Raw genomic sequence first — 25,144 nt, 5'->3', positions numbered from 1 at the left:
CACGTCGTCCCGGTCGACGGTCAGGTCATCGGCGAAGTGCCGGTCGCCAGTGGCGTCGGGCACGTACTTCACAGTGACAACGATCCTCAAGCTCAAGGTTCCTTCTCCTCAACAGGTTGGTACGGACTTCACTGGCCACTGCGCCGCAGCCGTACGCGATACGAGTAGTGCTCGGGCAGGAAGTGACTGATGGCCAGCTCGACGAGCTGTCCGGTCACGGTCTGGTAGACGCGGTCGATGCGCAGGAGCGCCCGGCCCGGTTCACAGCCCAGGTGCTTGGCGATCTCCGGTGTGGCCTCGGCGACGGTGATGCTCTGTTCGGCTTCGGCGATCGGTTCGGGCAGTCTCTGGTCGAGCAGCCCGATGACGGTGAAGGCGTTCGGGGTGCCGGGCAGCGTCAACTCGGTCACGTCGGACAGGAGTTGGCCGATGGCGGGTGGCAGCCAGACCGAGGTGTGGCAGAACGCCGTGTCCTCGTGCAGCCGCAGGAAGGACAGCTTGTGCACGCGGTCGGTGTGCAGACCGAGGCGGCCCGCCGCGTCCACGTCGACCCGCCGGTGCAGCGGCGTCACCACGTCCATGCGGGTGTCGATGGACAGCCCCATCAGGTCGTCCACCGACCCGAACTGCCGCAGATACTGCTCCTCCCGGGGCGTGGAGAACGTGCCGCGCCCCGGCACCCGGTACACCAGGCCCTCCGCGACGAGGTCCTGGAACGCCCGTCGCACGGTCTGCCGGCTGACCCCGTACGTCTGGGCCAACTCGGCCTCGGTGGGCAGCCGTACGCCGTCCGGGTAGTCGTGGCGCAGGATCGCCGCCCGCAGTTCGCGCGCGAGGCGCAGATAGGTGCTCTCCCGCTGGGGCTGTTCAGCCATCGAGGCCGCCCCTCGCCACCAACTGGGCCGCGATGACGTTGCGTTGGATCTCGTTGGTGCCCTCGCCGACGATCATCAGCGGGGCGTCACGGAAGTACCGCTCCACGTCGAACTCGGTCGAGTAGCCGTAACCGCCGTGGATCCGCACCGCGTTGAGCGCGATCTCCATCGCCGTCTCGGAGGCGAACAGCTTGGCCATGCCCGCCTCCATGTCGACCCGGTGCCCGGCCTCCGCCTCCCGGGCCGCGTGCAGGACGAGGTGGCGGGCGGCGGTGAGCTTGGTCGCCATGTCGGCGAGGTAGTTGCCGATCGACTGGTGACGCCAGATGGGCTTGCCGAAACTCTCCCGCTCCTGGGCATAGCGCAACGAGTCCTCCAGCGCCGCGCGTCCCACTCCCAGCGCGCGGGCGGCGACCTGGAGCCGGCCGGTCTCCAGTCCCTTCATCATCTGGCCGAAGCCCTGGCCCTCCGCACCGCCGAGCAGTGCCTCGACGGGCAGCCGGTGGTCCTCGAAGGACACCTCGCAGCTCTCCACGCCCTTGTAGCCGAGCTTGGGCAGATCACGGGAGACGACGAGGCCCGGTCCGTGCTCGGCCAGCAGGATCGAGATGCCCCGGTGGCGCGGCTCGGCGGCCGGGTCGGTCTTGCACAGCAGCGCGATCAGTCCGGCGCGGCGGGAGCTGGTGATCCAGGTCTTCGCGCCGTTGACGACGTACTCGCCGCCCTCCCTGCGCGCGACCGTCGTCATCGCCTGGAGGTCGGAACCGGCGCCCGGCTCGGTGAGCGCCATCGTCGCGCGCACCTCACCGGTCGCCAGCCGCGGCAGATGGCGCCGCTTCTGCTCCTCGGTGCCGTACAGCAGCAGGAGCCTGGCCACGACCGTGTGTCCGCCCATAGCCCCTGCCAGGCTCATCCAGCCGCGCGCCAGCTCCTCGGTGACCAGCACGAAGCAGGGCATGGAGACGGGGTTCCCGCCGTACTCCTCGGGGATCGCCAGGCCGTAGACACCGAGTTCCTTCATCCGCTCGATGAGGTGCTCGGGGTAGGTGTCGGAGTGCTCCAGCTCCTTGACGACCGGCTTGACGTCCTTGTCGACGAACTCGCGCACGGTTCGTACGACGAGCTGTTCGTCGTCGGGCAGGAGGTCCAGGACGCTCATCGGGGCATTCTCCACACGTCGTCAGATGACGGCGTCGGCGCGCAGGGCGTCGATGTCGTCGCGGGTACGGCCGAGTCCGGCGAGGATCGCGTCGGTGTGCTCGCCGACGTCCGGTACGGGATCCATGCGTGCGGGGACGCCCGCGAGGTCGGCGGGCGGCAGCAGGGCCTGGACCGTCGCGCCCGGCACGGCCACCTCCTGCCAGCGTCCGCGGGCGGCCAGCACGGGGTGGTCGAGGAACGCGGCGACGTCGTTGACCCCCGCGCAGGCGATGCCGATCCGCTCCAGGTCCGCGAGGACGTCGTCGGCGTCGGAGCGGGCGATGCGCTCGGCGACGATCGCGTTCAACTCGTCGCGGTGCGCCACGCGTTGGGACCCGGTGGCGAAGTGCGGATCGTCCGTCAGGGCCGGCCGGCCCAGGAACTCCGCGCACAGGACGGCCCATTCGCGCTCGTTCTGGATGGAGAACAGCACCTGCCGGCCGTCGGCGGTCGGGAAGGCGCCGTAGGGGGCGATGGTCGCGTGCTGGGTGCCGAGGCGGGCCGGCTGGGTGCCGCCGTAGCGGGTGTAGTAGGCGGGCTGGCCCATCCACTCGGCGAGCGCCTCGAACAACGACACCTCGACGGGGTGCGTGCGGCCGGTCGTGGCCCGCGTGTACAGCGCGGTCAGGATGCCGCTGTAGGCGTACATCCCGGCCGCGATGTCCGCGACGGAGATGCCGACGCGGGCGGCCTCGTCGGCGGTTCCGGTGAGGGAGACGAGCCCGGTCTGGCACTGCACCAGAAGGTCGTAGGACTTGCGGCCGGCCCAGGGTCCGGTCGTGCCGTACCCGGAGATCGTGCACGGGATGAGCCGGGGGTGGCGCTCGGCCAGGGTGCCGGTGTCGAGACCCAGCCGGTCGGCGGCGCCCGGCGCCAGGTTCTGGATGAACACGTCCGCGTCGTCGAGGAGTTGGCGCAGGATCTCCAGGCCGCGCGGGTCCTTCAGGTCCAGCGTGAGGGATTCCTTGGAGCGGTTGAGCCAGACGAAATAGCTGGAGTGACCGTGCACGGTCGTGTCGTAGCGGCGGGCGAAGTCGCCCTCTCCCGGCCGCTCCACCTTGATGACGCGGGCACCGAGGTCGGCGAGCTGGCGGGTGGCGTACGGGGCGGCGACGGCCTGCTCGAGGCTGACCACCGTGATGCCGGACAGGGGAAGTTGCTGCCGCACGTCACGCCTCCTCGTCGGGGAACTGCTCGCGCAGCACCTCGCGGGCTCCCGCCCACGTCAACCCGTCCAGCAGCGCGGGCACATCCGTACCGCAGGAGGCGGCCTTGGCGCGCAACTCGGCCTCGGACACGGGCCGTTGCGGGGCCCCGGGCGGCAACTCCAGCTCGGCGCACACCTCACCGCCGTCCGCGAGGCCGACCCGCAGCTCCACGCGCCCGTCCAGCAGCGTCCTCGTCTCACCCGGCAGCAGCTCGACCCCGACGAGGCCGACGAGTTTCTGCGCCTCGGGCCGCGCGACGGCCCTGTCCGTGAAGCTGTCGAAGCCGGGATAGTCGTCCAGCAGCGCCGCCGCCACCGCGTACGGCAGCGAGAACTTGCCTTCCAGGCCGGTCACCGGACGGTCGTGGACGAGCGGCTGAACGGTGCCCGCCGGCGTGGTGACCGTGACCGCCGTGATGTCGCCGTGAATCCGGTCGCGCACCTCCCGCAGCGCGGCGATGGGCCGCTGCATGGCATAGCAGCAGGGGAAGAGCTTGACCGCGAGGCCGCCGGGGACGGCCGGGGCGGCGGGGAAGTCCGCCTCGGGCGTGCCGCCGACCCGGCTGATCCAGGCCTCCAGTGCGCGCGGATCCGTGGTCGCTCCCGCCCGCGCCAGCCGCGCGGCCCGCACCCCCGCCTCGGCCGCGAAGCCGACCTGCAAGGACTTGCCGTGCGTACCGAAGGCCTCCTGCCCGCCACCGGCGGCGGGCAGGGCGAGGGCCATCGCGGTGGCCAGTTGCTCGGCGTCCAGCCCGAGGGCGGTCCCGGCCGCGACGGCGGCCGCCGGTGCGCCCGCCGTGCAGGTCGTGTGCCAGCCGGCCGCGTAGTGGCCCCAGCCGAGCATCGCGCCGAGCCGCGCCATGACCCCCGCCCCCGCGAGGTAGGCGCGGGCGTCACCTCCCACGGCGAGCACGGCCGGGACGGTGACCACGGAGATGTGGGCGGTGGTGTCGGTGTGCAGGTCGTCGAAGTCGAGCACATGGGCCATTGCCGCCCAGCGGGCCGCGTCCGGCAGGGAGGCGGCGACGGATCGCAGCGGATGCGTCCGGGCGGCCAGCGCCACGGCGACAGTGTCCGCCAGCGATCGCTCCGCCAGCGCCAGGTCCTCCGGCGCCGGGCGGAGATCGCGGGCCCACTGGGCGAGCGCTCGGGCAACGGCCATGAAAAAGTTTGTACGGCCAAATCCTGAGCGCTGTCAACGCCGACTGACGTGGCCCGATGTGTGTCGTGCCGCACTCCCCGAGTGAGGCCCAGGACACATCCGGGCCCTGGGGCGCACTTTGTACGCACCAATGACGTCGTACGCACCAATGACGTCGTACGCACAATGACGTCGTACGCATCAATGACGCTGTACGCAGCAGTGACGTTGTACGCACCGGTGACTGTGGGAAGCTTTCCTCAGTTCTCCCGGCTCGGATCGCACAGCACCATCACCGCGCGGGCGACGAGTTCCCCGGCACCGCCCAGTTCCCGGCGGTAGCGGCCCGTCATGCCCCGTACGGTCTCGGCGAAGGCGGGGTCGGCGGCGCGGGCACGGGCGGGGGGAGGGAGTTCCTGGGCCATCGCGCGACGGCGGGCCAGGAGCGCGATGATCTCGTCGTCCAGGCGCTCCAGCTGATCGAGTGACCGCTCGGCCGTCACACCGGCAGTGTGGTTGGTCGTCGTCACGAGAGATCTCCGTTCTCCTGCGGGATCCGGATCGCGGTCCCGTCCGTCCTCATCGCAGGTGGTCCTTCATCACCTTGCCCGTGGCGCCGAGCGGCAACTCCTCACGGAACTCCACCGATCCCGGCACCTTGAACCCGGCCATCCGCTCACGGGCCCAGCCGATCGACTCGGATGCGACGATGTCGTGGGCCTCCTCCGCTTTGAATGGCGTTTTCGGATCAGAGGACTCCGTCCGCGCGCAGCGGCGCCATCTCCGGGGCGGGCTCGATGCGGCGGGGGGGGAGCAGCGGGGTGGCCAGGGCCAGGACGCCCGCGATCGCGATCGCCGTGCGAGGGCCGGTGAAGCCGGCCAGCACACCCCACAGGGCAGTCATCCCGGCGGTCGTGGCCTTGGTGGTGACCGACCACGCGGACAGCGTGCGCGCGGCCCGGCCGGAGTCCGTCTGCCGCAGCCGGAGCGTGGAGTACACCGGGTTGAAGACGGCACACGAGGTGATCACCCCGAGCTCCACGGCCATGACGAGCACCAGTCCCGCCGTGCCGGGCCCGACGAAGGCCAGGCCGATCGGCCAGCACGCCCGCAGTCGTCCCGAGGCGAGCAGCACCTGCCTCTCCCCGAAGCGCGGCACGAGCCTGCGGGCCAGCCGCGAGCCGATCAGGCCGCCCACGCTGGGCACGGAGAAGGCCAGGCCGTACTGCCAGGCCGTGAACCCCAGATCGCCGACCATCAGCACGGCCAGCAGCGGTAGCGACACCATGATCATGGCGTTGTAGAGCACCGTGTTGCAGAACAGCGGCCGGAGCACCGGATGCGCCAGGATGTAGCGCCAGCCTTCGAGGAGGCCGCCCGCCCGCGCGGTGCCCGTCCGTACCGGATGCGTCTCCGTCCCGCCGATCGCCCGGATCCCGACGGCCGACAGCAGGAAACTGACCGCGTTGACCAGGGTGGTCGTCACCGGCCCGAACACGCCTATCGCGGCCCCGCCGAGCGGCGGCCCCAGGATCGTCGCGGTCCACTGTGTCGCCTCGAACCGCGCGTTCGCGGCGAGCAGGTCCTCCGGCGGCAGCAGCGACTTGAGGAAGGCTCCACTGGCCGCGGTGAAGCCGATGTCGGCCGCACTGACGACGACCGACACAACCAGGAGTTGTACGAAGGTGAGCGCGCCGAGCGCGAAAGCGGCCGGAATGGTCAGCAACGCCACACAGCGGACCAGGTCCATGGCCATCATCACGGGCCGCTTGCGCCGGAACTCCATCCAGGGCCCCAGCGGCGTCGCGACCGCCGCCCCCACCGCGAGTCCGGCGGCCGACAGCACCGCCACCTCGGTTGCCCCAGCGTGCAGCACGATCACCGCGATCAGCGAGAACGCGTCGAAGGCGAGCCACGTCCCGAGCGCGCTGACGGCGTACGCCCCCCACAGCCACTCGAACCGCCGCCCCAGCGAACGCCCGCCCCGCATGCCCGTCCCCCGTCCCGCGCGAATCCCGACCGGCGACATCAAAGCCGCTCGGCGGGCGCGTGGGCAAACAACCGACAGACCCGCCACGCGACAACCGTGCGTTGTGGGAAACCGCTCGACCGGACGCGGTAGAAAGGGGGCCGTGGATCTCGACGCAGTACGCACCTTCGTGGCCGTCGCGGACGCCGGACGGTTCCGGGAAGCCGCCCTCGCCCTGTCCGTCACCCAGCAGGCCGTCTCCAAGCGTGTCGCCGCGCTGGAGAAGGACCTCGGGGCACGTCTGTTCACCCGCACGGCCCGCGGGGCGCAGCTCACCGTCGACGGGCAGGTCTTCCTGCCGCACGCCCGCGAGCTGCTGCGGGCCGAGGAACAGGCGGCGTCCTCCGTGCGCCCCGGCCGGCGCGCCCTGCGCGTCGACGTCATCGGCCGCCGACTCGCACCGGCCGACCTGGTACGGGACTTCCACCGCGCCCACCCCGAGACGGCCCTGGACGTCGTAACGCTCTTCGACGCGGAGGCGGCGGTCGCGGCGGTGCGCGCGGGCACCGTCGACGCGTCCTTCCGCGCCCTCACCCTCCCCGCCCGACAGCTGCCCGAGGGCATCGAGGCGGCCCGTGTCCACGACGAGCCGCTCCAACTCCTCACCGGTCCCGCGCACTCGCTCGCCGCGGCCCGCGCCGTCACCCCCGCACAGCTCGCGGGGCACCGGATCTGGATGCCCGGCAACGTCGCCGGCACCGAGTGGGCCGCCTTCTACGACGATCTCGCCGCCGCCTTCGGCTTCACCATCGAGGTCACCGGCCCCGACTTCGGCACCGAGCCCCTCCTCGACACCATCGCCGACTCCCCGCACCTGGCGACCTTCGTCGGCGTCCAGACCCGCATGGTCTGGCCGGCCGACCACGATCTGCGCCGCATCCCCCTGCGCGACCCCACACCGGTCTACCCCCACTCACTGGTCTGGCGTGCCGGCAACCCCCACCCGGCGCTCGCCGCGCTCCGTGCCCACCTCGGCACCGCCCGGCGCGACCCGCACAGCTGGACCCCGAAGTGGGCCCGCTGACGGACTACGTCACCGGGCCACTTGTACCAGCCGGAGGTCTTCGGCGGAGCGAGCATCGCCGCCGCCTCCCCGGCCTACGAGTCCGCGGCACGCGAATGGTGTTACGAATTCCCGGAGTTGGCGGCCCGCGTACGGATCCCTGTGCGCTACAGCCTCGGCGACCACGAGGAAGTGTGGAGTTCCGGCCCCGAGGCGCCGGCCGACATCTCCTCCCTCTTCACGGCATCCCCTCGCACGTGCATTAACGAACAAGCCGACAGCGGGCACAATCTGAGCCTCGGGCATTCGGCCCGGGCCTATCACCTGAACGTGCTGTCGTTCGTCGAGGAGTGCGCGGTGACCCGAGAGGCCGAGATCGCCGCGCCCCCACGAGAGGGGAGAGCGGGATGAACCAGACGGATGTGGTCGCGACTCTGCTGCGCCTGGTCCTGGGCGTCGTCATGATCGCGCACGGTCTCAACCACTGGCGCGGCGGCGGCCGTATCGCCGGCACCGCCCGCTGGTTCACCGGCCTGGGCCTGCGCCACGGCGTGCTCCAGGCCTGGATGAGCGTGGTCACCGAGATCGGCGCCGGGGTCCTCCTGCTGGCCGGCCTGCTCACCCCGCTGGCCTGCGCGGCCGTCATCTCGGTGATGCTGGTCGCCGGCCTGCTCGCCCACCGCCCCAACGGCTTCTTCGTCTTCAAGGAGGGTTACGAGTACGTCCTGACCCTCGCCGTCGTCTCCCTGGCGCTGGCCGTGCTCGGCCCGGGCAGCGCCTCGCTCGACGAGGCCGCAGGCATCGACGTGTCCGGGTGGGCGGGCTTCGCCATCGCACTCGGCGTGGCCGTCGTGGCCACCGGGGGTCTGCTCGCCACGTTCTGGCGCCCCCAGCGGCCCGCACCGGAACCGGCGCCGAGTCCCGAACCCCTTGAGCAGGAGGCCAGTTGATGCCGGTTTCATCGGCCTGGGCAGCCAGGGCGCTCCCATGGCCCGCCGGATCATCGACGCGGGCTACGAGACCACCCTGTGGGCCCGCCACCCTCGTCCCGTTCGCCGGCACCCCGGCCCGGCGGGCCGCCTCCCCGGCGGACCTGGCCGTGGCCAGTGACCTGGTCTGCCTCTGTGGCGTCGACGACGCGGACGTGGAAGAGGTCGTCACCGGCGAACGCGGTGTCCTCGCCGGCTGCGCAAGGGCGGGGTGATCGCCGTGCACAGCACCGTCCACCCCGACACCTGCCGCCGCCTCGCCGACCGCGCCCGCACCCACGGCGTCTCCCTCATCGACGCCCCGGTCAGCGGCGGCGGCCCCGCGGCGGCCGAGGGCACCGGGCAGGTCGCGAAACTCCTCAACAACGTGCTCTTCACGGCCAATCTGGCCACCGCCGCCGACACCCTCGCCCTGGGCCGCGACCTCGCGATCGCCCCGGCCGCCCTCGCCCGGGTCCTCGCGCACGGCAGCGCCGGCAGCTTCGCCCTGAACCGCGTCGCGGCCGCCGGCGGCACCCTCGACCGTCTCGCCATCCACGTCGGACCCCTGCTGCGCAAGGACGTCCGGCTGGTCACCGACGTCGCCGAGGCGGCCGGTGCCGAGCCGGACGTCGTCACGTCGGCCGCGACCGCCGCGCTCGCCCTGATGAACAGGCACCAGCCGACGCCCGGTTGAGGCCTCCCCGGCGTTCCTTCGCGAGCGGGCCCATGACACGAGGCCCCCAGGCGTCAGTGCCGTGCCGTGAGGCCGCCACACGTCAGTGCCGTGCGGCGATCGACGCGCTCTCGGGTACGGCGGACGAGGCGACGACCCGCCCGGCAGGCCGTCGGCGGCGGTCCAGGAACGCCGCCAGGACGGAGAGCAGCAGCGCGCTGCCGGCGAGAAGCGCGCCGATCCAGTTCGGGGAGGTGTAGCCGAGCCCGCCCGCGATGGCGACGCCGCCCAGCCAGGCGGCGAGCGCGTTGCCGAGGTTGAAGGCACCGATGTTGGCGGCGGACGCCAGGGTCGGTGCGGCCGAGGCCTGGTCCAGCACCCACTTCTGCAGCGGAGGCACGGTCGCGAACCCGAGAGCGCCGATCAGCGCCAGCGTCAGCGCGGCCGGCACCTTGTCGTGGGCCGTGACCGTGAACAGCAGCAGGGCCAGGGACAGCGCGCCCAGCGCGGTGAACAGCATCGGCATCAGCGCCCGGTCGGCGAACCGGCCGCCCACCAGGTTGCCCAGGAACATCCCCCCGCCGAACAGCACCAGCAGCCAGGTGACCGCGCCGGACGAGTAGTCGGCGACCTCGGTCATCATCGGCGTGATGTAGGTGATCGCGGCGAACACGCTCCCGAAGCCGAGCACCGTCATCGCCATCGCGAGCCAGACCTGGACATTGCGGAAGGCGGCGAACTCGGTGCGCAGGGTGTGGGTCTCGGGCCGGCCCGTCTCCGGCACCAGCCTGGCCACACCGAGAAGGCCCACGACGCCGAGCGCGGCGACGCCGGCGAAGGTGACCCGCCAGACGGCGGCCTGTCCGACGTACGTCCCCAGGGGGACGCCCACGATGTTGGCGACCGTCAGGCCCGTGAACATCAGGGAGATGGCCGAGGCCTTCTTCTCCGGCGCGACCAGTCCGGCCGCCACCACCGATCCGATGCCGAAGAACGCTCCGTGTGCGAGCGAGGCGACCACCCGGCCGATCAGCATCACCGCGAAGACGGGCGCGAGCGCCGACAGGACGTTGCCGACGACGAACACGCCCATCAGGAACATCAGCATCTTCTTGCGGGAGACCCTGGTGCCCAGAACGGTCAGCACGGGCGCGCCCAGGACCACGCCCAGCGCGTAACCGGAGACCAGCCATCCGGCGGTGGGGATGGAGACCCCGAAGTCACCCGCGACCTGGGGCAGCACGCCCATGATCACGAACTCGGTGGTGCCGATCCCGAAGGCCCCGATGGCCAGGGCCAGAAGGGCGAGAGGCATGGGAGAAACCTTCCAGAAGATTGCTTGTTGCGCTTACGAGCGTCGACAATAGTTGCAGGCGCGGTATAAATGCAAGCGAGGGGAATGGTGGTCGCCGATAGTGCGCGTGTGCATGCATCTGTTCAGGAGAAAGCCCCCGTGACGAGAGTGCTCACGGGGGCCGGGGTCTGTCTCGGGGGGCTTTGGGATCAGACGGGGCCGCCCAGGGTCTCGACCGCCTTCACCAGCGGGGCGAGCTCCGGATTCCTGGCGGCCTCGTCGAGGGCCTCGCGCAGGGCCGCCTCGTTGGTGGGGCGGGCCTCCTCGAGCAGCTTCAGGCCGGCCTCGGTGACATTGGTGTAGATGCCGCGCCGGTCGGTGGGGCACAGGTAGCGCGTCAGCAGCCCGCGGTCCTCCAAACGGGTGACCAGCCGGGTCGTGGCGCTCTGGCTCAGCACGACCGCGTCGGCGACCTGCTTCATCTGCAGATGGCCGCCCTCGCCGTCGTGCTGCCGGCTCAGCACGTCCAGCAGCGAGTACTCCCGCACGCTCAGATCGTGCCCGGCCTGCAGCGCGCGCTCGATGTGCGCCTCGATCCTGCCGTGCAGCAGCGAGAGGGCGCACCAGCCCTGGGCCAGAGCCGTGAGCGCGGGGTCGGTGGCGGTCATGGCCTCAAGGATAAGCCACCGGTGAAATTACCGGCGGGGGCATGTAGGGCGCGCGTGCAAGCGGCTCCTGCCTGCTATACATCGTGCCGTGGCGGACACTCCCAAGGGATTCCAGGCAGGGCAGACGGCCCTCGTCGTACGGGTCCCCGAGGCCGAACCGGCGGTCGGGACCTGGCGCGAGCGCCTCGACCCGACCTCCCGGACGGGAGTTCCGGCCCATGTCACCGTGCTCTTCCCCTTCCTGCACGCGGACGCCGTCGACGACGCGGTCTGCGCCGCCCTCGAGGAGGCGATCGGCCGGCACCGGCCCTTCGACGTGCGGTTCGAGCGTTCCGGCCGCTTTCCCGGGCTGCTCTACCTCGCTCCCGAGCCCGACGCCCCCTTCCGCCGCCTCACCGAGGAGATCGCCGAGCGCTGGCCGGAAGCGCCGCCGTACGGCGGAAAGTACGAGCCCGTCCCGCACCTGACCGTCGCCCAGACGCACGACGAGAGCGTTCTGGCCGAAGCGGATCCCGAGTTGGCCGCCCATCTTCCCGTCGCGGCTCGCGTGACCTCGGTCGACCTCGTGGTCTTCGACGGCACGGGGTGGCGGCAGCGGGCGGCCTTCGCTCTGGGGCGCCCCGACGCCCCGGGTGACGCCTAAGGTCTCGCCAAGTGCCGCATGGTCAGGGCCAGTTGCAGTCTGAGACGGCCCTGCGGGGTGCGCAGCGGCCAGCCCAGCAGGTGTTCGGCCTGGGTGAGGCGGTCCTGGAGCGTCGAGTGGTGCACGTTGATCTCGGCGGCCGCCGCCCGCTGACTCGCCGTGGCGGCCACGGCGTGCAGGGTGGCCAGCAGACCGGGCACCGCGGCCGCCGCCGCTTCGACGGAACGCACGTCGGGCGGCGGTTCGGCACCCGGTACGACCAGATCCGCGAGCAGCGCGATGCCGCCCAGCTCATCGGCGTACACCACGCGCGGACCGGGATCGAGCGGCGTGCCGTCGGCCGTGAACCGCAGCGCCGTGCGGGCGGCGGCCCAGGAGGCCGGCAGCTCTAGCACAGGAACGGCCGGTCCGACCCCGAGGCGACCGCCGGGCAGCTCCGACTCCGCGGGACGCCCGCCCCCGGGGGTGACCAGGACGCGGGGCGGCCCGTCACCCCGAGCGACAGCCCGCAGTCGTACGGCGGGGTCGGCGGGGTCGACGCCCAGGCGGCGAGCCGCGTGCAGCCGCGTCGGCTCCACGACCGTGCCGTCCAGCAGCGTCTCGATCAGCGCGGGATCATCGGCGGCGGACGCGGGCGCGCGACCCCGGGTGCGGTCCAGGACGAGTCGCACCGCGCCCGCCGCCCGTTCCAGGATCACCGCGTCCACCACGCTGGGCACGGTTCCGGCCCGTTCCAGCCACAGGGCGGGGACACCGCCGGGCTCCAGTGCCGCACAGGGCCAGTCGGGGTCCGGCGGGGTCTCCGAGTCCTTGCGCGTGCCGTCCGGCTCGACCCGTACCCGCACGTGCCGCGCCGCGTCGACCAGCCGCGCCGGGCACCCGGCCAGCACCGCCGCCCCACGCACCAGGGCCTCCAACCCGGCCCTGCTCTCGGCCAGCCGGTCGAAGTAGGAGATGACCTGCACCGCGGCCCCGGCATCCGGATCCACCGCGGTCAGCCGTCCCGCCAGCTCTTTCATACGCACATGGTGCGCCATCGAAGCGCCGGGAGGGAGCCTCGGGACGCCGGTCATGCCTGAGGCGGGCGGCGGGTCGCCCGTCGTCCGCCCGCGGCGCGCCGGCACGGCTATCGAGGACGGGGCCGTGCACGGCGCGTCTGCCGCGCCAGGGCCGGCCGTCGCCCCAGAGTCGCAGCCGCCGTGCCGGTGCTGGCTGTTGCCTCGGGGTTGCAGCCGCCGTGGGAGTGCCGGCCGTCGCCCCGGGGTTGCAGCCGCCGTGCTGGTGCCGGCCGCTGCCCGGGGTCGCAGCCACCGCGCCAGGGGCAGCCGCCGCCCCGGGGTTGCCACCTCACCAGTGCCATCCGCCGCCCCGGAAGCGACGCCACCCCGCCACCCCGCCCCGGTTTCGTCAGCCGATGAGCCTGCGGAGCCAGTTCACATGGGCCGCTCGGGAGGCCTGGGACAGGGACGCCTGGGGGGCGAAGCCGTCGAAGCCGTGGAAGCCGCCCGGCCAGACGTGCAGTTCGGCGACGCCGCCCGCCTGCCAGATGCGGGAGGCGTAGGCGACGACCTCGTCACGGAAGGTCTCCGCGGAGCCGACGTCCAGGAAGGCCGGCGGCAGATCGGTGAGGTCCTCGGCGCGGGCCGGCGCGGCGTACGGGGAGACGTCCGGGCCGCCGCGCGCGGCGCCGAGCAGGGCCGTCCAGCCGGTCTCGTTGGCCGTGCGGTCCCAGACGCCCAGGCCCGCCATCTGGTGGCTGGAGGGCGTGTCGTTGCGGTCGTCGAGCATCGGGCACATCAGCACCTGACCGATGGGCCGGGGCCCCTTGCGGTCCCGGGTGAGCAGGGCGAGCGCCGCGCTGAGCCCACCGCCGGCGCTGGCACCGGCGATCACGATCCGCTCGGGATCGGCGCCGAGTTCCGCCGCGTGCTCAGCCGTCCACACCAGCCCGGCGTACACGTCCTCGATCGGCGCCGGGTGCGGATGCTCCGGCGCCAGCCGGTACTCGACCGACACGACGACCGCGTCCAGCTCCTTCGCCCAGGCGAGCGGCACGTCCACGCCGACCCGGTTGTTGCCGATGACCATGCCGCCGCCGTGCACGTGGTAGACGAGCGGGCGCGGCCCGGCCGTCGGCTCGGCGGCCGGGCGGCAGATGAGCAGCGAGATGTCCGGCGCGTTCTCCGGCCCGGGCACGGTGCGGTCCTCGACCTCGAAGAAGCCGTCCGCCGTGAGGTCGAGCTGGGCGAGCATCTCGATTCCCGGTCCCTGGCGCACGATGTCGATCTCGTCCAGGGTGAGCCCGGGCGAGATCATGTCCTTGATCAGCTCCAGAGCTCCGGCGAGCTCGGGGTCGAACGGGGGCGGCACCAGGGTCATGGTTTTCTCCTCACGCGGGGCGCGGCGGCTCGTGTCCGACATGATCGGGCCACCGGTCGCCGTACGGACCGCCGCCGTCCGGCGGAACCTGCCCGCCAGGCGGCGGGTCCCCCGAGCCACAAGGAGCCGGCTGCCTTCAGGCCCTCTTGGCCCGCATCATCACGCAGTCGAACTCGACCACCCGGCCCGTGGCGGGGTCCCGCGAGACCGAGTACAGGCCGGTCGTCTCGAAGCCGGCGGCCTCGTACGCGGCCACGGCCTCGTCCATCCGCGGGCTGCCCTCGTACAGCCGCAGCAGGGCGACCTCGGACAGCAGGCCCACGAACTCCCCGATCCGGTCCCCGGCGCCCGTGAACACCTCCAGGTCGTAGCCCTGGGTGTCCATCTTCAGGAACGGGCGCGGATCGTCGATGCCGTCGAGGGCCTCGTCCATCACGTCGGCCAGGCGGCGGACGCGGACCTCCTCGGTGCGGGTCTCGGTGAAGCGCTCGTAGCGGCCGCGGCCGTAATCGCTGGGCGGCAGCAGCGAGTTCATCGTGTCCCACCCGGTGTGGATGGCCGTGACGCCCTCCTCGCGGCCCAGGGCGAGCCGGTGCACCCGCCACTCGGGGTCACCGGCCGCCGCCTCCGCCAGCCGCTCGAAGGCGGCGGAGGCGGGCTCGAAGGAGACGATCCGGCCGGTGTAGCCGAGCTCGCGCAGTTCCCTGCCGTACTGACCGGTGTTGGCGCCGACGTCGAACACGCAGTTGACGTCGTACAGGTCCAGCATTTCGCCGACGTGCTGATGGCAAAGGAACTCGGAGGCCAGCGACTGCAGATCGCGCCCCGTCTCGTCCGTCGCCCCCGCCCGTACGCCCGACTCGGGCAGCAGGTCTCGCAGTCGTTCGTAAAGGGTCCGCATTCGATCATCCTCGCAGAGGCGACCGTACGCACGCCCACCCCGGTACTTGCCCGGTACTTGACTTCGAGAGCGCTCGAAGATCTAGCGTCACCGATGACGTCGAAGACGCGGGCGAACGGAGAACGACATGCGGGTGGGCGTGCACATCAACCGGTTCGACCACAGCGCCGGTGGACCCGCGCTCGGCGCCGAACTCGCCGCCGCGGGCGCCGCGGCCGAGGCGGCCGGGGTCAGCTGGCTGTCGGTGATGGACCACTACTTCCAGATGGAGTTCAACGGCGGCGCCGAGGAGCCGATGCTGGAGGCCTACACGACCCTCGGCTATCTCGCCGCCCGCACCTCCACCCTCCGACTCGGCGCGCTGGTCACCGGTGTGACCTACCGCCACCCCGGTCTGCTGGCCAAGATCGCCACGACCCTCGACGTGCTGTCCGGCGGACGCGCCACCCTCGGTATCGGGGCCGCCTGGTACGACCGGGAGCACGCCGGGCTCGGCGTGCCCTTCCCGCCGCTGGCCGAACGCTTCGAACGGCTGGAGGAGGCCCTGCGGATCTGTCTGCAGATGTGGGCCCCCGAGAACAACGGCCCCTTCGAGGGCCGGTACTACCGCCTGGCCGAGACCCTGTGCGTCCCGGCGCCGGTCAGCGGCCCGCACCCCGAGATCATGATCGGCGGGGGAGGGGAGAAGAAGACCCTGCGGCTGGTCGCCCGGTACGGCGACGCCTGCAACCTCTTCACGACCTCACCGGAGGAGGTCCGGCACAAGTTGGAGGTGCTGCGCGCCCACTGCGACAGCGAGGGCCGCGACTACGACGCCGTCCGCAAGACCGTCACCTACGGCGGGGAGCCCGCGACCGACGGCGACCTCGACGCGTTCCTGGGCGACATCGGCGGCTACACCGGACTCGGCATCGACACGGTGATCCTCGCTCCGCGCCGGGGCGAGACGGCGGCTTGGATGGAGCGGTTCGTGGCCCCGCTCGTGCCGCGCCTCGCCGAACTGGACTGACCTCACGCGGGCCGGCTGCGGGAGACGACACGTGTCCCGCAGCCGTCGACCGTCCGGACCTGCAGCGAACCGCACGCGCAACGCGTCCACAGGGTGGTCCCGGCCGTCGTGACGTGCCGGGAGACCACCTGGAAGGGCTCGGCGCCGTCGGGCCAGCCGCAGTGCGGGCAGGCGGTGCCGGTGGTGCTGGTCATGGCTGTGTGCTCCTCTTACGTGATGACGGGCGGACCGTCGCGACACAACCAAGGGTGCGGCGGGGAATCCGTTCACGTCCAGGTTGACTTTCCGGACGTCACCTTGAAGCGTGGGCTTCATGATTGACCTGCGCCGGCTCCATGTCCTGCGGGCGGTCGCGCACTACGGCACGGTCACCGCCGCCGCCCAGGCCCTGCACTTCACCCCGTCCGCGGCCTCCCAGCAGATCCGTCAGCTCGCCCGCGACCTGGGCGTCGACCTGCTCCAGCCGCAGGGACGCGGGGTACGGCTGACCCCGGCCGCCGAGAGTCTGCTCGCGCACGCCGACGCGATCCAGGCCCGCTGGGAGCAGGCCGAGCTCGATCTGCGGGCCGACCATGACGACCCGGCCGGGCCGCTGCGCGTGAGCGGACTGTCGGTGGCCGCCTCGGTGCTGCTCGCCCCGATGGCGGCCCGGCTTCAGAAACGGCATCCCCGACTCTCCGTCCGCATCCGGGAGGCGGGGGTGCCGGAGAGCTTCGACCTGCTCTTCGAGGGGGAGACGGACCTGGCGATCGTCGAGGCGACCCCGCACAACCCGCCGCTGGGCGACGCCCGCTTCGACCAGCGGGCGCTGCTGGACGACCCGTTCGACCTCGTCGTACCGGACGGGCACGAGTTGTCCGGGCGGGCGCGGGTCGATCTCGCGGACGCGGCGCGGGAGGCCTGGATCGCGCCCATGCCGGAGAGCCCCTGCCGTACGCATGTGATGTCCGCGTGCGGCAAGGCCGGCTTCAACCCCGACGTGGTTCATCTGGCCCAGGACTGGAACGTCATGGCCCACCTGGTCGCGGGCGGGCTCGGGGTGGCACTGATCCCGCGCATGGCGCAGCTCACCCCGCAACTGCCGATCACGCGTGTGCGCGTCGCGGGCAACCCGCACCGCAAACTGCTGACCTGCACCCGCCGGGGCGGCCGGGAGCGGCCCGCGGTGGCGGCCGCCCTCGAAGAGCTGCGCGAGCTGGCGGCGACGGCGGTGGCCTGACACACGGAAGGGCCGCGGCCTCGCGGCCACGGCCCTTCGGCGCGGGTCCTGGGTCAGGCGGCGACGGCCTCGCCCGCGTGGCCGTGCAGACGGGCGACGACCTCGGTCAGCTGGGCGGCGACCTCGGCGTCGTCGGCCGGGTGGGTCTCGGCGAAGCGGGTCAGCGAGCCGGGGATGGACAGCTTGAGGTCCTCGATGACCTTGCCGCCGGCGATGCCGACGGCCTTGCGGGCCTCGTCCTGCGCCCACACGCCGCCGTACTGGCCGAACGCGGTGCCGACGACGGCGACCGGCTTGCCACCGAAGGCGCCCGCGCCGTAGGGGCGGGACAGCCAGTCGATGGCGTTCTTCAGGACGGCCGGGATGGTGCCGTTGTACTCGGGGGAGAAGAGCAGGAACGCGTCGGCCGCCTGAGCGGCGGCGCGCAGACGGGCGGCGGCGGCCGGGACGTCGCCCTCGACGTCGATGTCCTCGTTGTAGAACGGGATCTCGGCCAGGCCCTCGAAGATCTCGACGTCCGCGCCCTCGGGCGCGAACTTGACGGCCGCCTCGGCGAGCTGGCGGTTGGTCGAACCGGCGCGAAGGCTGCCGACGAGCGCGAGGATGCGGACAGACATGGGGACTCCAAAGTGCTGAAACATTGCCGTTACGATCCGGACCGAGGTCCGTTTTATTTTCTAGCACCATAACCGGACCGCGGTCCAGTTTTCTTCCCGATGCTTTACGCTGTCTTCATGTCCGCCTCCCTGCCGCCCCTCCCGACGCCGCCAGAGCCCGTCGGTGAGCCCGAGTTGCTGCAGCTCGGCACCGCCGAGGAGCACCCCTGCCTGCGCGCCGACGCCGCGCGCAACCGGGCCCGGCTGCTGGAGGCCGCGGCCCGGCTGATCGCCGAGCACGGTGTGGCCGGGGTGACGATGGAGGCGGTCGCCGCTGCGGCCGACGTCGGCAAGGGGACCGTCTTCCGCCGTTTCGGCGACCGGACCGGGCTGCTGATGGCCTTGCTCGACCACTCCTCGCGCACCCTGCAGGCCGACTTCCTCGGCGGTCCGCCGCCGCTGGGCCCCGGGGCGCCGCCCCTGGAGCGGCTGCGGGCGTTCGGCGTGGCGGTGCTGTACCGCTCGGCCGAGCAGCTGGACCTGCAGCTGGCGGCCCAGTCGGAGCCGACCCGGCGCTTCGGCCACCCCTCGGCGCGGGCGATGGCCATGCATGTCACCGTCCTGCTGCGGCAGGTCGTGCCCGACGCCGACTGCGAGCTGCTCGCCCAGACGCTGATGAGCTACCTCGACCCCGCGCTGATCCACCACCGCACCCGGCAGTGCGGCATGCCGCTGGAGCGGCTCGAGACCGGCTGGGTCGACCTGGTCGCCCGGGTGACGGGCACGGAGCCGCCCCGCTGAGCCGGACTCCGCTTGCCCGCGGAGGCGATGGGGAGAGCCGGCGCTGGGCGGGCTGGGGTGCGGTCGTGCGGGTGGCTGGTTGCTCGAGGAGTGCTGCGGAAGTGCTGCCTGGAGCCTTGCTCGACCGTGTGTGCGGTTGCCTGACCGGGTGACGGTAGGAGAGCCGCCGCGCTGAGCCCGGCTCCGCTTGCCCGCGGAGGCGATCGGGAGCGCCGGGGGTGGGGTCGTGCGGGTGGCTGGTTGCCGGAGGGGCGCTGCGCAACCGCCGCCCGCAGCCTTGCTCGACCTTACGTGCGGTTGGTCGGCCGGGTGACGGCAGGAAAGGCGCTGCGCTGAGACCGGCTCAGTTGTGCGCGGTGAACATCTCGACCAGGCGCCGGGGGGCGTCGGCGCGGAACAGCAGCTCGCCCTGGTGTGCCGACTCCGTCGCCGAGAACTCGCTGCGGGGGAACATCTTCTCCTCGTAGGCGGCGAGCGCAGCCTCCGTGTCCCCCGGGTGCGCCACCAGCGCGAGGCTTAGTTCGGCCCCGTCCAGCAGGGCGAGGTTGGCGCCCTCACCGGCGAACGGGGACATCAGATGCGCGGCGTCGCCGAGCAGCGTGACGCCCGGGACCCGGGCCCAGCGGTGGCCGACCGGCAGGGCGTGGATCCGGCGCGGCACCAGCGCGCCGTCGGCGTCGGCGACCAGTGCCCGCAGGCCCTTGTCCCAGCCGGCGAACTCCTCGACGACCCGCGTCCTGGCCCCCTCGACGTCGGCGAAGTCGATGCCGTCGAGCCACTCCTCGGCGCACTCCAGCGCGGCGTAGACGTGCAGACTGCCGTCGCTCTCGCGGTGCGCGAGGAGGCCCCGGCCCTCCCCGAGCGCGAACAGCATGCCGCCGCCGACCACTTCGGCGCCCACCGGATGCCGTACGTCCGCGTCCCGCAGGTCCGCCTCGACGAAGGAGACGCCCGTGTAGCGGGGCCGGGCGTCGGACACGAGCGGACGCACCGTCGACCAGGCGCCGTCCGCGCCCACCAGCACATCGGTGGTGAAGGCGGTGCCGTCCGCCAGGGTCACCTCGTGCCGGCCGCCGCCCACCGGCCGCGCGCCGGTGACCTTCGCGCCCCAGCGGACGGTGTCCCGCGGCAGCGAGCCGAGCAGCAGGTCACGCAGATCGCCGCGGTCGATCTCGGGACGGCCGCCGTCCTCGTCGGGACGGTCCAGGAGGACCGTCCCGTCCGGCTCCAGGACCCGGGTGGCCTGCCCGCCCTGGTGGACACGGGCCAGGAAGTCCTCGTACAGGCCCGCGGCGCGCAGCGCCACCTGGCCGGAGTCGTCGTGGATGTCGAGCATGCCGCCCTGCGTACGGGCGGCGGGGGAGGCGTCCAGTTCGTAGACGGCCGCCTGGACGCCGTGCACGTGCAGCACGCGGGCCAGAGCGAGGCCGCCGAGTCCTGCGCCGATGATCGCGACGGGGTGGTGGGTGGTCATGTCGTGTCTCCTTGGGGTCGGTCGGGTACGGCGGTCCGCTCGATGCCCGCGATCAACGCCCGGAACGCCCAGGACAGGCGCTCCTCGGGTGCTCCGGCGAGCAGCGCGCCGCCGAGTGCGGCGATGCGCGGGTGGGTGCGGTCGGACAGGCCGGCCAGGGTGCGGCGCAGGGCGTCCCAGTCCTCCTCGGACGCCTCCTCGACATGCTCGGCGGCCGTGGCGGTGGCGTGCTGCAGCAGCAGATCCACGCCCCAGGCCGCCTGCGCGGGCGGCACACCGCCCTCGTCGAGCAGGGCCAGCAGGGTCTCGATCAGGTTCAGGTAGTGCGGTCCGCTCGGCCGGGCGGTGAGCGCGGAGCGGGCCAGGGTCGGGTGCTCGAAGAGCATCGCGGTGTACGCGGTGAGCACCCGCTCCAGCCGCTCGCGCCAGTCGCCCCCGGCGGGGGCCGGCCCGACCGTGCCCAACAGCTCGTCCAGCACGGCCGCGTGCAGCTCGGCGGTGTTGCGGACGTACACGTAGAGGGAGGCCGGGCCGGTGTCCAGCTCCTGCGCCAGGCGCCGCATGGTCACCTTCCCCAGGCCCTCGGCCCGCAGGATCGCCACGGCCGCGGCGATGATGCCCTCCCGGGTCAGGGCGGGCTTGGCGGGCCGCTCGCGACGGCTGCGGGGGGTGTCGGGTCGGTCGGTCATGATGCAACCGTACCGAACATGTTCGCTGCGAACAAGTTCGTGACGAACATGTTCGTCCATCGGAACGCGGCTCTGTCCCGCCCCCACCGGGGCAGTCGCCTCCGCTTCTGCGAAGATGCGGTACGTCATGGTGCAGATACCGAAAACGCCCGGGCCCGCGTCGCCCGCACCGCGCTCCGTGCCGACGAGCGCCGATGTGGCCCGCCTGGCCGGCGTCTCGCGCGCGACCGTCTCCTACGTCCTGAACAACACCAGCGCCGTCCGCATCAGCGAACCGACCCGGCGCCGCGTCCAGGAGGCCGCCAAGGAACTCGGCTACGTGCCGCACGCCGCCGCCCGCAGCCTGCGCGCCGGACACAGCCGCATGGTCCTGATGCCGGCCCCGACGATCCCGGTCGGCCCGCTCTACAGCCAGTTCATCAACGAACTGCAGTGGGCGCTCGGCCGCCTCGACTACACCGTCGTCCAGTACGGCACCGTCGGCCGGCACGGCGACGAGGCCGCCCGTGCCTGGGCGGAACTGCGCCCCGTCGCCGTCCTGGTGCCCGGCGCCGGCCTGGGCCCGCAGGGTGTCGCGGTGCTCAAGGGCTCCGGCGCCCGCGCCGTCGTCACTCTCGGCCCCAAGGCGGTCGAGGGCGCCCACGCCCTGCTCATGGACCACGAGACCGTGGGTCACTGCGCCGGCGGTCACCTCTTCGACCGGGGCCGGCGCCGCATCGGTGTCGTCGTACCCGAGGAGGGCGGCCTGGAGGTCTTCTCCCAGCCTCGCCTCGAAGGGGTGCGCCGTGCCCTGGACGGCACCGACGCCACGGTCACCGAGCTCTCCCTCGCCTACGAGGAGGAGTCCGCCGCGCGTCTCGCCGCCCGCTGGCGCGAACTCGACCTGGACTCCGTGTTCGCTTACAACGACGAGTACGCGATGCTGTTGATGCGGGCCCTGCAGGACGTGGGCGTGCGCGTTCCGGAGGAGACGGCGGTGATCGGTGCCGACGACCTCATGCTCGGCCGGCTGCTCAGGCCCCGTCTGAGCACGGTCCACATCGAGCTGCCGTCCGGCCGCGACCTCGCCGAACTCGTGGACCGCGCGGTGCGCAACCCCGCTGCCGCGCCCGAGACGCACAAGGTGCTGGGAGCCACGGTGGTCCACCGCGACTCCAGCTGAACCCAGGGGAGGCGCCCATGCGCACCACGGTCGGCATCATCGGCGGCGGCCCCGCCGGGCTCCTCCTCGCCCGGTTCCTGCACCGCGCCGGGATCGACTGCGTGGTCCTGGAGGCCAGGACGCGTGCGTACGTCGAGCACCGCCAGCGCGCCGGAATGCTGGAGCAGGGCACGGTCGACGCCCTGCGCGAGGCCGGCGCGGCCGAGCGGCTGAACGCCGAGGGCCTGGTGCACCAGGGCATCGAGCTGCGCTTCGACCGGGAACGCCACCACATCGACTTCCCCACCCTCACCGGCGGCCGCACGGTCACCATCTACGCCCAGACCGAGATCGTGAAGGACCTCGTCGCCCTCCAACTGGCCGACGGGCCACCGCTGTTGTTCGAGGCCGAGGCGCTGGGCATCGAGAAACCCGAGGGCACCTCACCCGTCGTACGGTTTCTGCACGAGGGCCGCGAGCAGACGCTGACCTGCGACTGGGTGGTCGGCGCCGACGGCTTCCACGGCATCTCCCGCGACACGTTCCCCGCCGCAGTGAGCCGCACCTACGAACGCGGCTACCCCTACTCCTGGCTCGGCGTCCTCGCCGACGTCGCGCCCTCCTGCGAGGAGCTGATCTACGCCCGCGGCCGGGGCGGCTTCGCCCTGCACAGCATGCGCTCCCCGCACGTCTCCCGCCTCTACCTGCAGGTTCCCAACGACAGCGACCCCGAGGACTGGCCGGACGACCGGATCTGGGACGAACTCGCCGCCCGTTTCGCCATCGACGGGGACTGGACCCTCGACCGCGGCCCGATCACCGCCAAGTCCGTGACCCCGATGCGCAGTTTCGTGCACGAGCCGATGCGCCACGGCCGGCTGCTGCTGGCCGGCGACGCCGCCCACATCGTCCCGCCGACCGGCGCCAAGGGCCTCAACCTCGCCGTCTCCGACGTCCGCGTCCTCGCTCGCGCCCTCGTCGAACTGCACCGCACGGGATCCGAGCGACTGCTCGACACGTATTCCGACACGTGCCTGGAGCGTGTGTGGCAGGCCACGCGTTTCTCGTACGACATGACTAAGATGTTGCATGCTCAACCAGATGGGGATGCCTTCGAGAACCGGATGCAGCTCACCCGGCTGCGCCGTATCACCGCATCCCGCCACGCGGCGGCCGAACTGGCCGCGAACTACACGGGACTTCCGCTCATGACCTGAGTCCCGCCGGTGACGAAACGGAGAGCCGTCATGCCGTTGCTCGACCCGAAGACCTGGCAGTCCCACCCCTTGTCGGGGCCCGAGTACGCCGTCACGGAGCCCGCCACCGGGGACACGCTCGCCACCGTCACCCTCGCCTCCGCCGAGGACGTGGACAGGGCCGCCGAAGCGGCACGCGCCGCCCAGACGGAGTGGGCCCGTGCCCCGCACTTCGTCCGCGCCGCGGTCCTGCGCAAGGCCGGCGACCTGTTCACCGCTCACGCGGAGGAACTGCGGGAGTGGCTCGTCCGCGAGTCCGGCTCCATCCCCGGCAAGGCCGACTTCGAACTGCACGTCGCCGCCCAGGAGTGCTACGAGGCCGCCGCCCTCGCCTCCCGCCCCGCCGGCCAGGTCCTGCCCTCCGAGGCGCCCCGCCTGTCCTACACCCGGCGCGTCCCGGTGGGCGTGGTGGGTGTGATCTCCCCGTTCAACGCGCCGCTGATCCTGTCCATCCGCTCCGTCGCCCCGGCCCTGGCGCTCGGCAACGCGGTCGTCCTCAAGCCGGACCCGCGCACCGCCGTCTGCGGCGGGCTCTCCCTCGCCGCGGTCCTCGCGGAGGCGGGCCTGCCGGAGAACCTCTTCCACGTCCTGCCGGGCGGCCCGGACGTCGGCCAGGCCCTGGTCGCCGACCCGCGCGTCCCCGTCATCTCCTTCACCGGCTCCACCGCCGCGGGCCGCGCGGTCGGCGAGGCGGGCGGACGCCACCTCAAGCGCGTCCACCTGGAACTCGGCGGCAACTCCGCCATGGTCGTCCTGGAGGACGCCGACCTCGACGCCGTGATCTCCACGGCCGCCTGGGGCTCCTTCTTCCACCAGGGCCAGATCTGCATGACGACCGGCCGCCACCTCGTCCACCGGTCCCTGTACGAGGAGTACGTGGAGCGCCTCGCGGCCAAGGCCGACTCGCTCGCCGTCGGGGACCCGCACCGTGAGCAGGTCCACCTGGGCCCGATCATCGACGACGCCCAGCTCACCAAGGTGCACGGGCTCGTCGAGGCCAGCACGGCACGCGGCGCCAAGGTGGCCGCCGGCGGCACCCACGACCGGCTCTTCTACCGGCCGACCGTCATCGCGGGGGTGGACGACCAGAGCCCCGCCTACGCCGAGGAGGTCTTCGGCCCGGTCGCCCCGGTACGGCCCTTCAGCACCCCCGAGGAGGCGGCGGCCCTCGCCGCGGCCGGCGAGTACGGACTCTCGCTCGGCATCGTCACCCGTGACACCGCCCGCGGCCTCGACCTCGCCGAGCGCATCCCGACCGGCATCGTCCACATCAACGACCAGACGGTCAACGACGAGGCCGTGGCCCCCTTCGGCGGCGTGGCCGCCTCCGGCACCGGCGCCCGCTTCGGCGGCGAGGCCAACCTGGAGGCGTTCACGGACGTGCGCTGGACGACCGTACGCGGTGACGTGGCGCCGTACCCCTTCTAGGCCCGGCCGTTCCTTCTAGGCCCGGCCGTTCCGGTCCCGGTCCTCACTGACCGTTCTGCTCGGCCTGCGCCTGCTGTGCGGCGACGGCCTTGCGGACCTCGTCCATGTCCAGCTTGCGTGCCTGCCCGATGACGTCCGCCAGCGCGGCCTCGGGCAGGGCGCCCGGCTGCGCGTACACGGCGACCTGGTCACGCACGATCATCAGCGTGGGGATCGACTGGATGCCGAAGGCCGCGGCCAGCTCCGGCTGCGCCTCCGTGTCGATCTTGCCGAACACCAGGTCCGGGTTGTCCTCGGCCGCCTTCTCGTACACCGGCGCGAACTGACGGCACGGCCCGCACCAGGACGCCCAGAAGTCGATGAGGACGAACTCGTTCTCCGTGACCGTCTGGTCGAAGTTCTCCTTGGTGAGCTCCACGGTGCTGCTCATGACCTGAATTCCCTCTTCCTGCTGTCGGGGCGAACCGACGGCACAACACGGCCGGCCCATCACGTATTCCGCGCCCCTACCCGTGTGGCCTCAACGCACACCACCCACCAGACTGAC

Annotated in this window: 27 protein-coding genes and 2 pseudogenes; 12 read left to right on the top strand and 17 right to left on the bottom strand. The window is 72.5% G+C overall.

Features of this window, described 5'->3' with window-relative positions:
- The 7 genes and pseudogenes from ACWCQ1_RS20580 to ACWCQ1_RS20550 form a co-directional block, all read right to left on the bottom strand.
- Positions 1–96, bottom strand: a pseudogene (locus tag ACWCQ1_RS20580) (electron transfer flavoprotein subunit beta); the annotation flags it as partial.
- Between the two features lie 32 nt (positions 97–128).
- Positions 129–875 carry a GntR family transcriptional regulator gene (locus ACWCQ1_RS20575; RefSeq protein ID WP_358598853.1) on the bottom strand — a complete coding sequence of 249 codons (747 nt, stop codon included), beginning with the start codon at positions 873–875 and terminating at the stop codon, positions 129–131.
- Complete coding sequence (locus tag ACWCQ1_RS20570; RefSeq protein WP_451027063.1) at positions 868–2,034, bottom strand: acyl-CoA dehydrogenase family protein; 1,167 nt, start codon at positions 2,032–2,034, stop codon at positions 868–870. The genes ACWCQ1_RS20575 and ACWCQ1_RS20570 overlap by 8 nt, the downstream gene beginning before the upstream one ends.
- A gap of 21 nt (positions 2,035–2,055) precedes the next feature.
- Complete coding sequence (locus tag ACWCQ1_RS20565; protein WP_451027062.1) at positions 2,056–3,243, bottom strand: CaiB/BaiF CoA transferase family protein; 1,188 nt, start codon at positions 3,241–3,243, stop codon at positions 2,056–2,058.
- Between the two features lies 1 nt (position 3,244).
- Positions 3,245–4,444: an MmgE/PrpD family protein gene (locus ACWCQ1_RS20560; RefSeq protein WP_451027061.1), complete on the bottom strand. Its 1,200-nt coding sequence runs from the start codon at positions 4,442–4,444 to the stop codon at positions 3,245–3,247.
- A gap of 239 nt (positions 4,445–4,683) precedes the next feature.
- Positions 4,684–4,953: a hypothetical protein gene (locus ACWCQ1_RS20555; protein WP_133049375.1), complete on the bottom strand. Its 270-nt coding sequence runs from the start codon at positions 4,951–4,953 to the stop codon at positions 4,684–4,686.
- 218 nt (positions 4,954–5,171) lie between these two features.
- A complete protein-coding gene (locus ACWCQ1_RS20550) occupies positions 5,172–6,413 on the bottom strand; it encodes an MFS transporter (RefSeq protein WP_451027060.1) in 1,242 nt (413 codons plus the stop codon).
- A gap of 142 nt (positions 6,414–6,555) precedes the next feature.
- On the opposite strand from ACWCQ1_RS20550, the gene ACWCQ1_RS20545 reads away from it, so the two are divergent.
- From ACWCQ1_RS20545 to ACWCQ1_RS20525, 5 genes and pseudogenes are all read left to right on the top strand, one after another.
- Positions 6,556–7,476, top strand: coding sequence for a LysR family transcriptional regulator (locus ACWCQ1_RS20545; protein WP_451027059.1), 921 nt, complete (start codon positions 6,556–6,558; stop codon positions 7,474–7,476).
- A 21-nt stretch (positions 7,477–7,497) separates the two neighbouring features.
- A complete protein-coding gene (locus ACWCQ1_RS20540) occupies positions 7,498–7,866 on the top strand; it encodes a hypothetical protein (protein WP_451027058.1) in 369 nt (122 codons plus the stop codon).
- Positions 7,863–8,405: a DoxX family protein gene (locus ACWCQ1_RS20535; protein WP_133049377.1), complete on the top strand. Its 543-nt coding sequence runs from the start codon at positions 7,863–7,865 to the stop codon at positions 8,403–8,405. Before ACWCQ1_RS20540 ends, ACWCQ1_RS20535 begins: the two co-directional genes overlap by 4 nt.
- A gap of 37 nt (positions 8,406–8,442) precedes the next feature.
- Positions 8,443–8,724: pseudogene (locus ACWCQ1_RS20530) on the top strand (hypothetical protein); the annotation flags it as partial.
- A gap of 12 nt (positions 8,725–8,736) precedes the next feature.
- Positions 8,737–9,120 (top strand): NAD-binding protein, encoded by a 384-nt coding sequence (locus ACWCQ1_RS20525; protein ID WP_451027069.1) that lies wholly within the window; start codon positions 8,737–8,739, stop codon positions 9,118–9,120.
- Between the two features lie 82 nt (positions 9,121–9,202).
- Here the strand turns inward: ACWCQ1_RS20525 and ACWCQ1_RS20520 are convergent, their stop codons facing one another.
- The gene (locus ACWCQ1_RS20520) at positions 9,203–10,414 is read right to left on the bottom strand and encodes an MFS transporter (RefSeq protein WP_451027057.1); all 1,212 of its coding nucleotides are present in this window, start codon (positions 10,412–10,414) and stop codon (positions 9,203–9,205) included.
- A 188-nt stretch (positions 10,415–10,602) separates the two neighbouring features.
- Positions 10,603–11,061: a MarR family winged helix-turn-helix transcriptional regulator gene (locus ACWCQ1_RS20515; protein WP_451027056.1), complete on the bottom strand. Its 459-nt coding sequence runs from the start codon at positions 11,059–11,061 to the stop codon at positions 10,603–10,605.
- Positions 11,062–11,149: 88 nt separating this feature from the next.
- Here ACWCQ1_RS20515 and ACWCQ1_RS20510 point away from each other — a divergent pair, with 88 nt between their 5' ends.
- Complete coding sequence (locus ACWCQ1_RS20510) at positions 11,150–11,704, top strand: 2'-5' RNA ligase family protein (RefSeq protein WP_451027055.1); 555 nt, start codon at positions 11,150–11,152, stop codon at positions 11,702–11,704.
- Here the strand turns inward: ACWCQ1_RS20510 and ACWCQ1_RS20505 are convergent.
- The 3 genes from ACWCQ1_RS20505 to ACWCQ1_RS20495 form a co-directional block, all read right to left on the bottom strand.
- Positions 11,701–12,723: a helix-turn-helix domain-containing protein gene (locus ACWCQ1_RS20505; protein ID WP_133049381.1), complete on the bottom strand. Its 1,023-nt coding sequence runs from the start codon at positions 12,721–12,723 to the stop codon at positions 11,701–11,703. The genes ACWCQ1_RS20510 and ACWCQ1_RS20505 overlap by 4 nt on opposite strands.
- A gap of 388 nt (positions 12,724–13,111) precedes the next feature.
- The gene (locus tag ACWCQ1_RS20500) at positions 13,112–14,083 is read right to left on the bottom strand and encodes an alpha/beta hydrolase (RefSeq protein WP_358598895.1); all 972 of its coding nucleotides are present in this window, start codon (positions 14,081–14,083) and stop codon (positions 13,112–13,114) included.
- A gap of 136 nt (positions 14,084–14,219) precedes the next feature.
- On the bottom strand, positions 14,220–14,984 hold the full coding sequence (locus ACWCQ1_RS20495; protein WP_133049383.1) for an FkbM family methyltransferase: 765 nt from the start codon (positions 14,982–14,984) through the stop codon (positions 14,220–14,222).
- Between the two features lie 127 nt (positions 14,985–15,111).
- On the opposite strand from ACWCQ1_RS20495, the gene ACWCQ1_RS20490 reads away from it, so the two are divergent.
- On the top strand, positions 15,112–15,993 hold the full coding sequence (locus ACWCQ1_RS20490) for an LLM class F420-dependent oxidoreductase (RefSeq protein ID WP_358598898.1): 882 nt from the start codon (positions 15,112–15,114) through the stop codon (positions 15,991–15,993).
- A gap of 2 nt (positions 15,994–15,995) precedes the next feature.
- Here ACWCQ1_RS20490 and ACWCQ1_RS20485 read toward each other — a convergent pair whose 3' ends face one another.
- Positions 15,996–16,187 carry a hypothetical protein gene (locus ACWCQ1_RS20485; protein ID WP_133049385.1) on the bottom strand — a complete coding sequence of 64 codons (192 nt, stop codon included), beginning with the start codon at positions 16,185–16,187 and terminating at the stop codon, positions 15,996–15,998.
- A gap of 119 nt (positions 16,188–16,306) precedes the next feature.
- On the opposite strand from ACWCQ1_RS20485, the gene ACWCQ1_RS20480 reads away from it, so the two are divergent.
- Positions 16,307–17,212 carry a LysR family transcriptional regulator gene (locus tag ACWCQ1_RS20480; protein WP_358598901.1) on the top strand — a complete coding sequence of 302 codons (906 nt, stop codon included), beginning with the start codon at positions 16,307–16,309 and terminating at the stop codon, positions 17,210–17,212.
- A 53-nt stretch (positions 17,213–17,265) separates the two neighbouring features.
- Here ACWCQ1_RS20480 and ACWCQ1_RS20475 read toward each other — a convergent pair whose 3' ends face one another.
- Positions 17,266–17,829, bottom strand: a complete 564-nt coding sequence (locus tag ACWCQ1_RS20475; RefSeq protein WP_358598904.1) for an NAD(P)H-dependent oxidoreductase — start codon at positions 17,827–17,829, stop codon at positions 17,266–17,268.
- Positions 17,830–17,928: 99 nt separating this feature from the next.
- Here ACWCQ1_RS20475 and ACWCQ1_RS20470 point away from each other — a divergent pair, with 99 nt between their 5' ends.
- Positions 17,929–18,609, top strand: a complete 681-nt coding sequence (locus ACWCQ1_RS20470) for a TetR/AcrR family transcriptional regulator (RefSeq protein ID WP_207930038.1) — start codon at positions 17,929–17,931, stop codon at positions 18,607–18,609.
- A 343-nt stretch (positions 18,610–18,952) separates the two neighbouring features.
- Here ACWCQ1_RS20470 and ACWCQ1_RS20465 read toward each other — a convergent pair whose 3' ends face one another.
- Both ACWCQ1_RS20465 and ACWCQ1_RS20460 read right to left on the bottom strand, forming a co-directional pair.
- Positions 18,953–20,083 (bottom strand): FAD-dependent oxidoreductase, encoded by a 1,131-nt coding sequence (locus ACWCQ1_RS20465; protein ID WP_451027054.1) that lies wholly within the window; start codon positions 20,081–20,083, stop codon positions 18,953–18,955.
- Complete coding sequence (locus ACWCQ1_RS20460) at positions 20,080–20,772, bottom strand: TetR/AcrR family transcriptional regulator (protein WP_133049389.1); 693 nt, start codon at positions 20,770–20,772, stop codon at positions 20,080–20,082. The genes ACWCQ1_RS20465 and ACWCQ1_RS20460 overlap by 4 nt, the downstream gene beginning before the upstream one ends.
- Before the next feature lie 115 nt (positions 20,773–20,887).
- Between ACWCQ1_RS20460 and ACWCQ1_RS20455 the strand changes: the two genes are divergently transcribed.
- The 3 genes from ACWCQ1_RS20455 to ACWCQ1_RS20445 are packed head-to-tail and all read left to right on the top strand — an operon-like array spanning position 20,888 to position 24,597.
- Positions 20,888–21,934, top strand: a complete 1,047-nt coding sequence (locus ACWCQ1_RS20455; protein WP_451027053.1) for a LacI family DNA-binding transcriptional regulator — start codon at positions 20,888–20,890, stop codon at positions 21,932–21,934.
- 17 nt (positions 21,935–21,951) lie between these two features.
- Positions 21,952–23,130 (top strand): 4-hydroxybenzoate 3-monooxygenase, encoded by a 1,179-nt coding sequence (locus ACWCQ1_RS20450; protein ID WP_358598915.1) that lies wholly within the window; start codon positions 21,952–21,954, stop codon positions 23,128–23,130.
- Between the two features lie 30 nt (positions 23,131–23,160).
- A complete protein-coding gene (locus tag ACWCQ1_RS20445; RefSeq protein WP_358598918.1) occupies positions 23,161–24,597 on the top strand; it encodes a benzaldehyde dehydrogenase in 1,437 nt (478 codons plus the stop codon).
- Between the two features lie 43 nt (positions 24,598–24,640).
- On the opposite strand, the gene trxA is transcribed toward ACWCQ1_RS20445, so the two are convergent.
- A complete protein-coding gene (gene trxA, locus ACWCQ1_RS20440) occupies positions 24,641–25,027 on the bottom strand; it encodes a thioredoxin (RefSeq protein WP_133049393.1) in 387 nt (128 codons plus the stop codon).
- Positions 25,028–25,144 lie beyond the last annotated feature (117 nt).

Source organism: Streptomyces sp. NPDC002144 (assembly GCF_053593695.1).
Note: the sequence above shows the minus strand (reverse complement) of the source record. Positions and strands in the feature narration are given on the sequence as shown.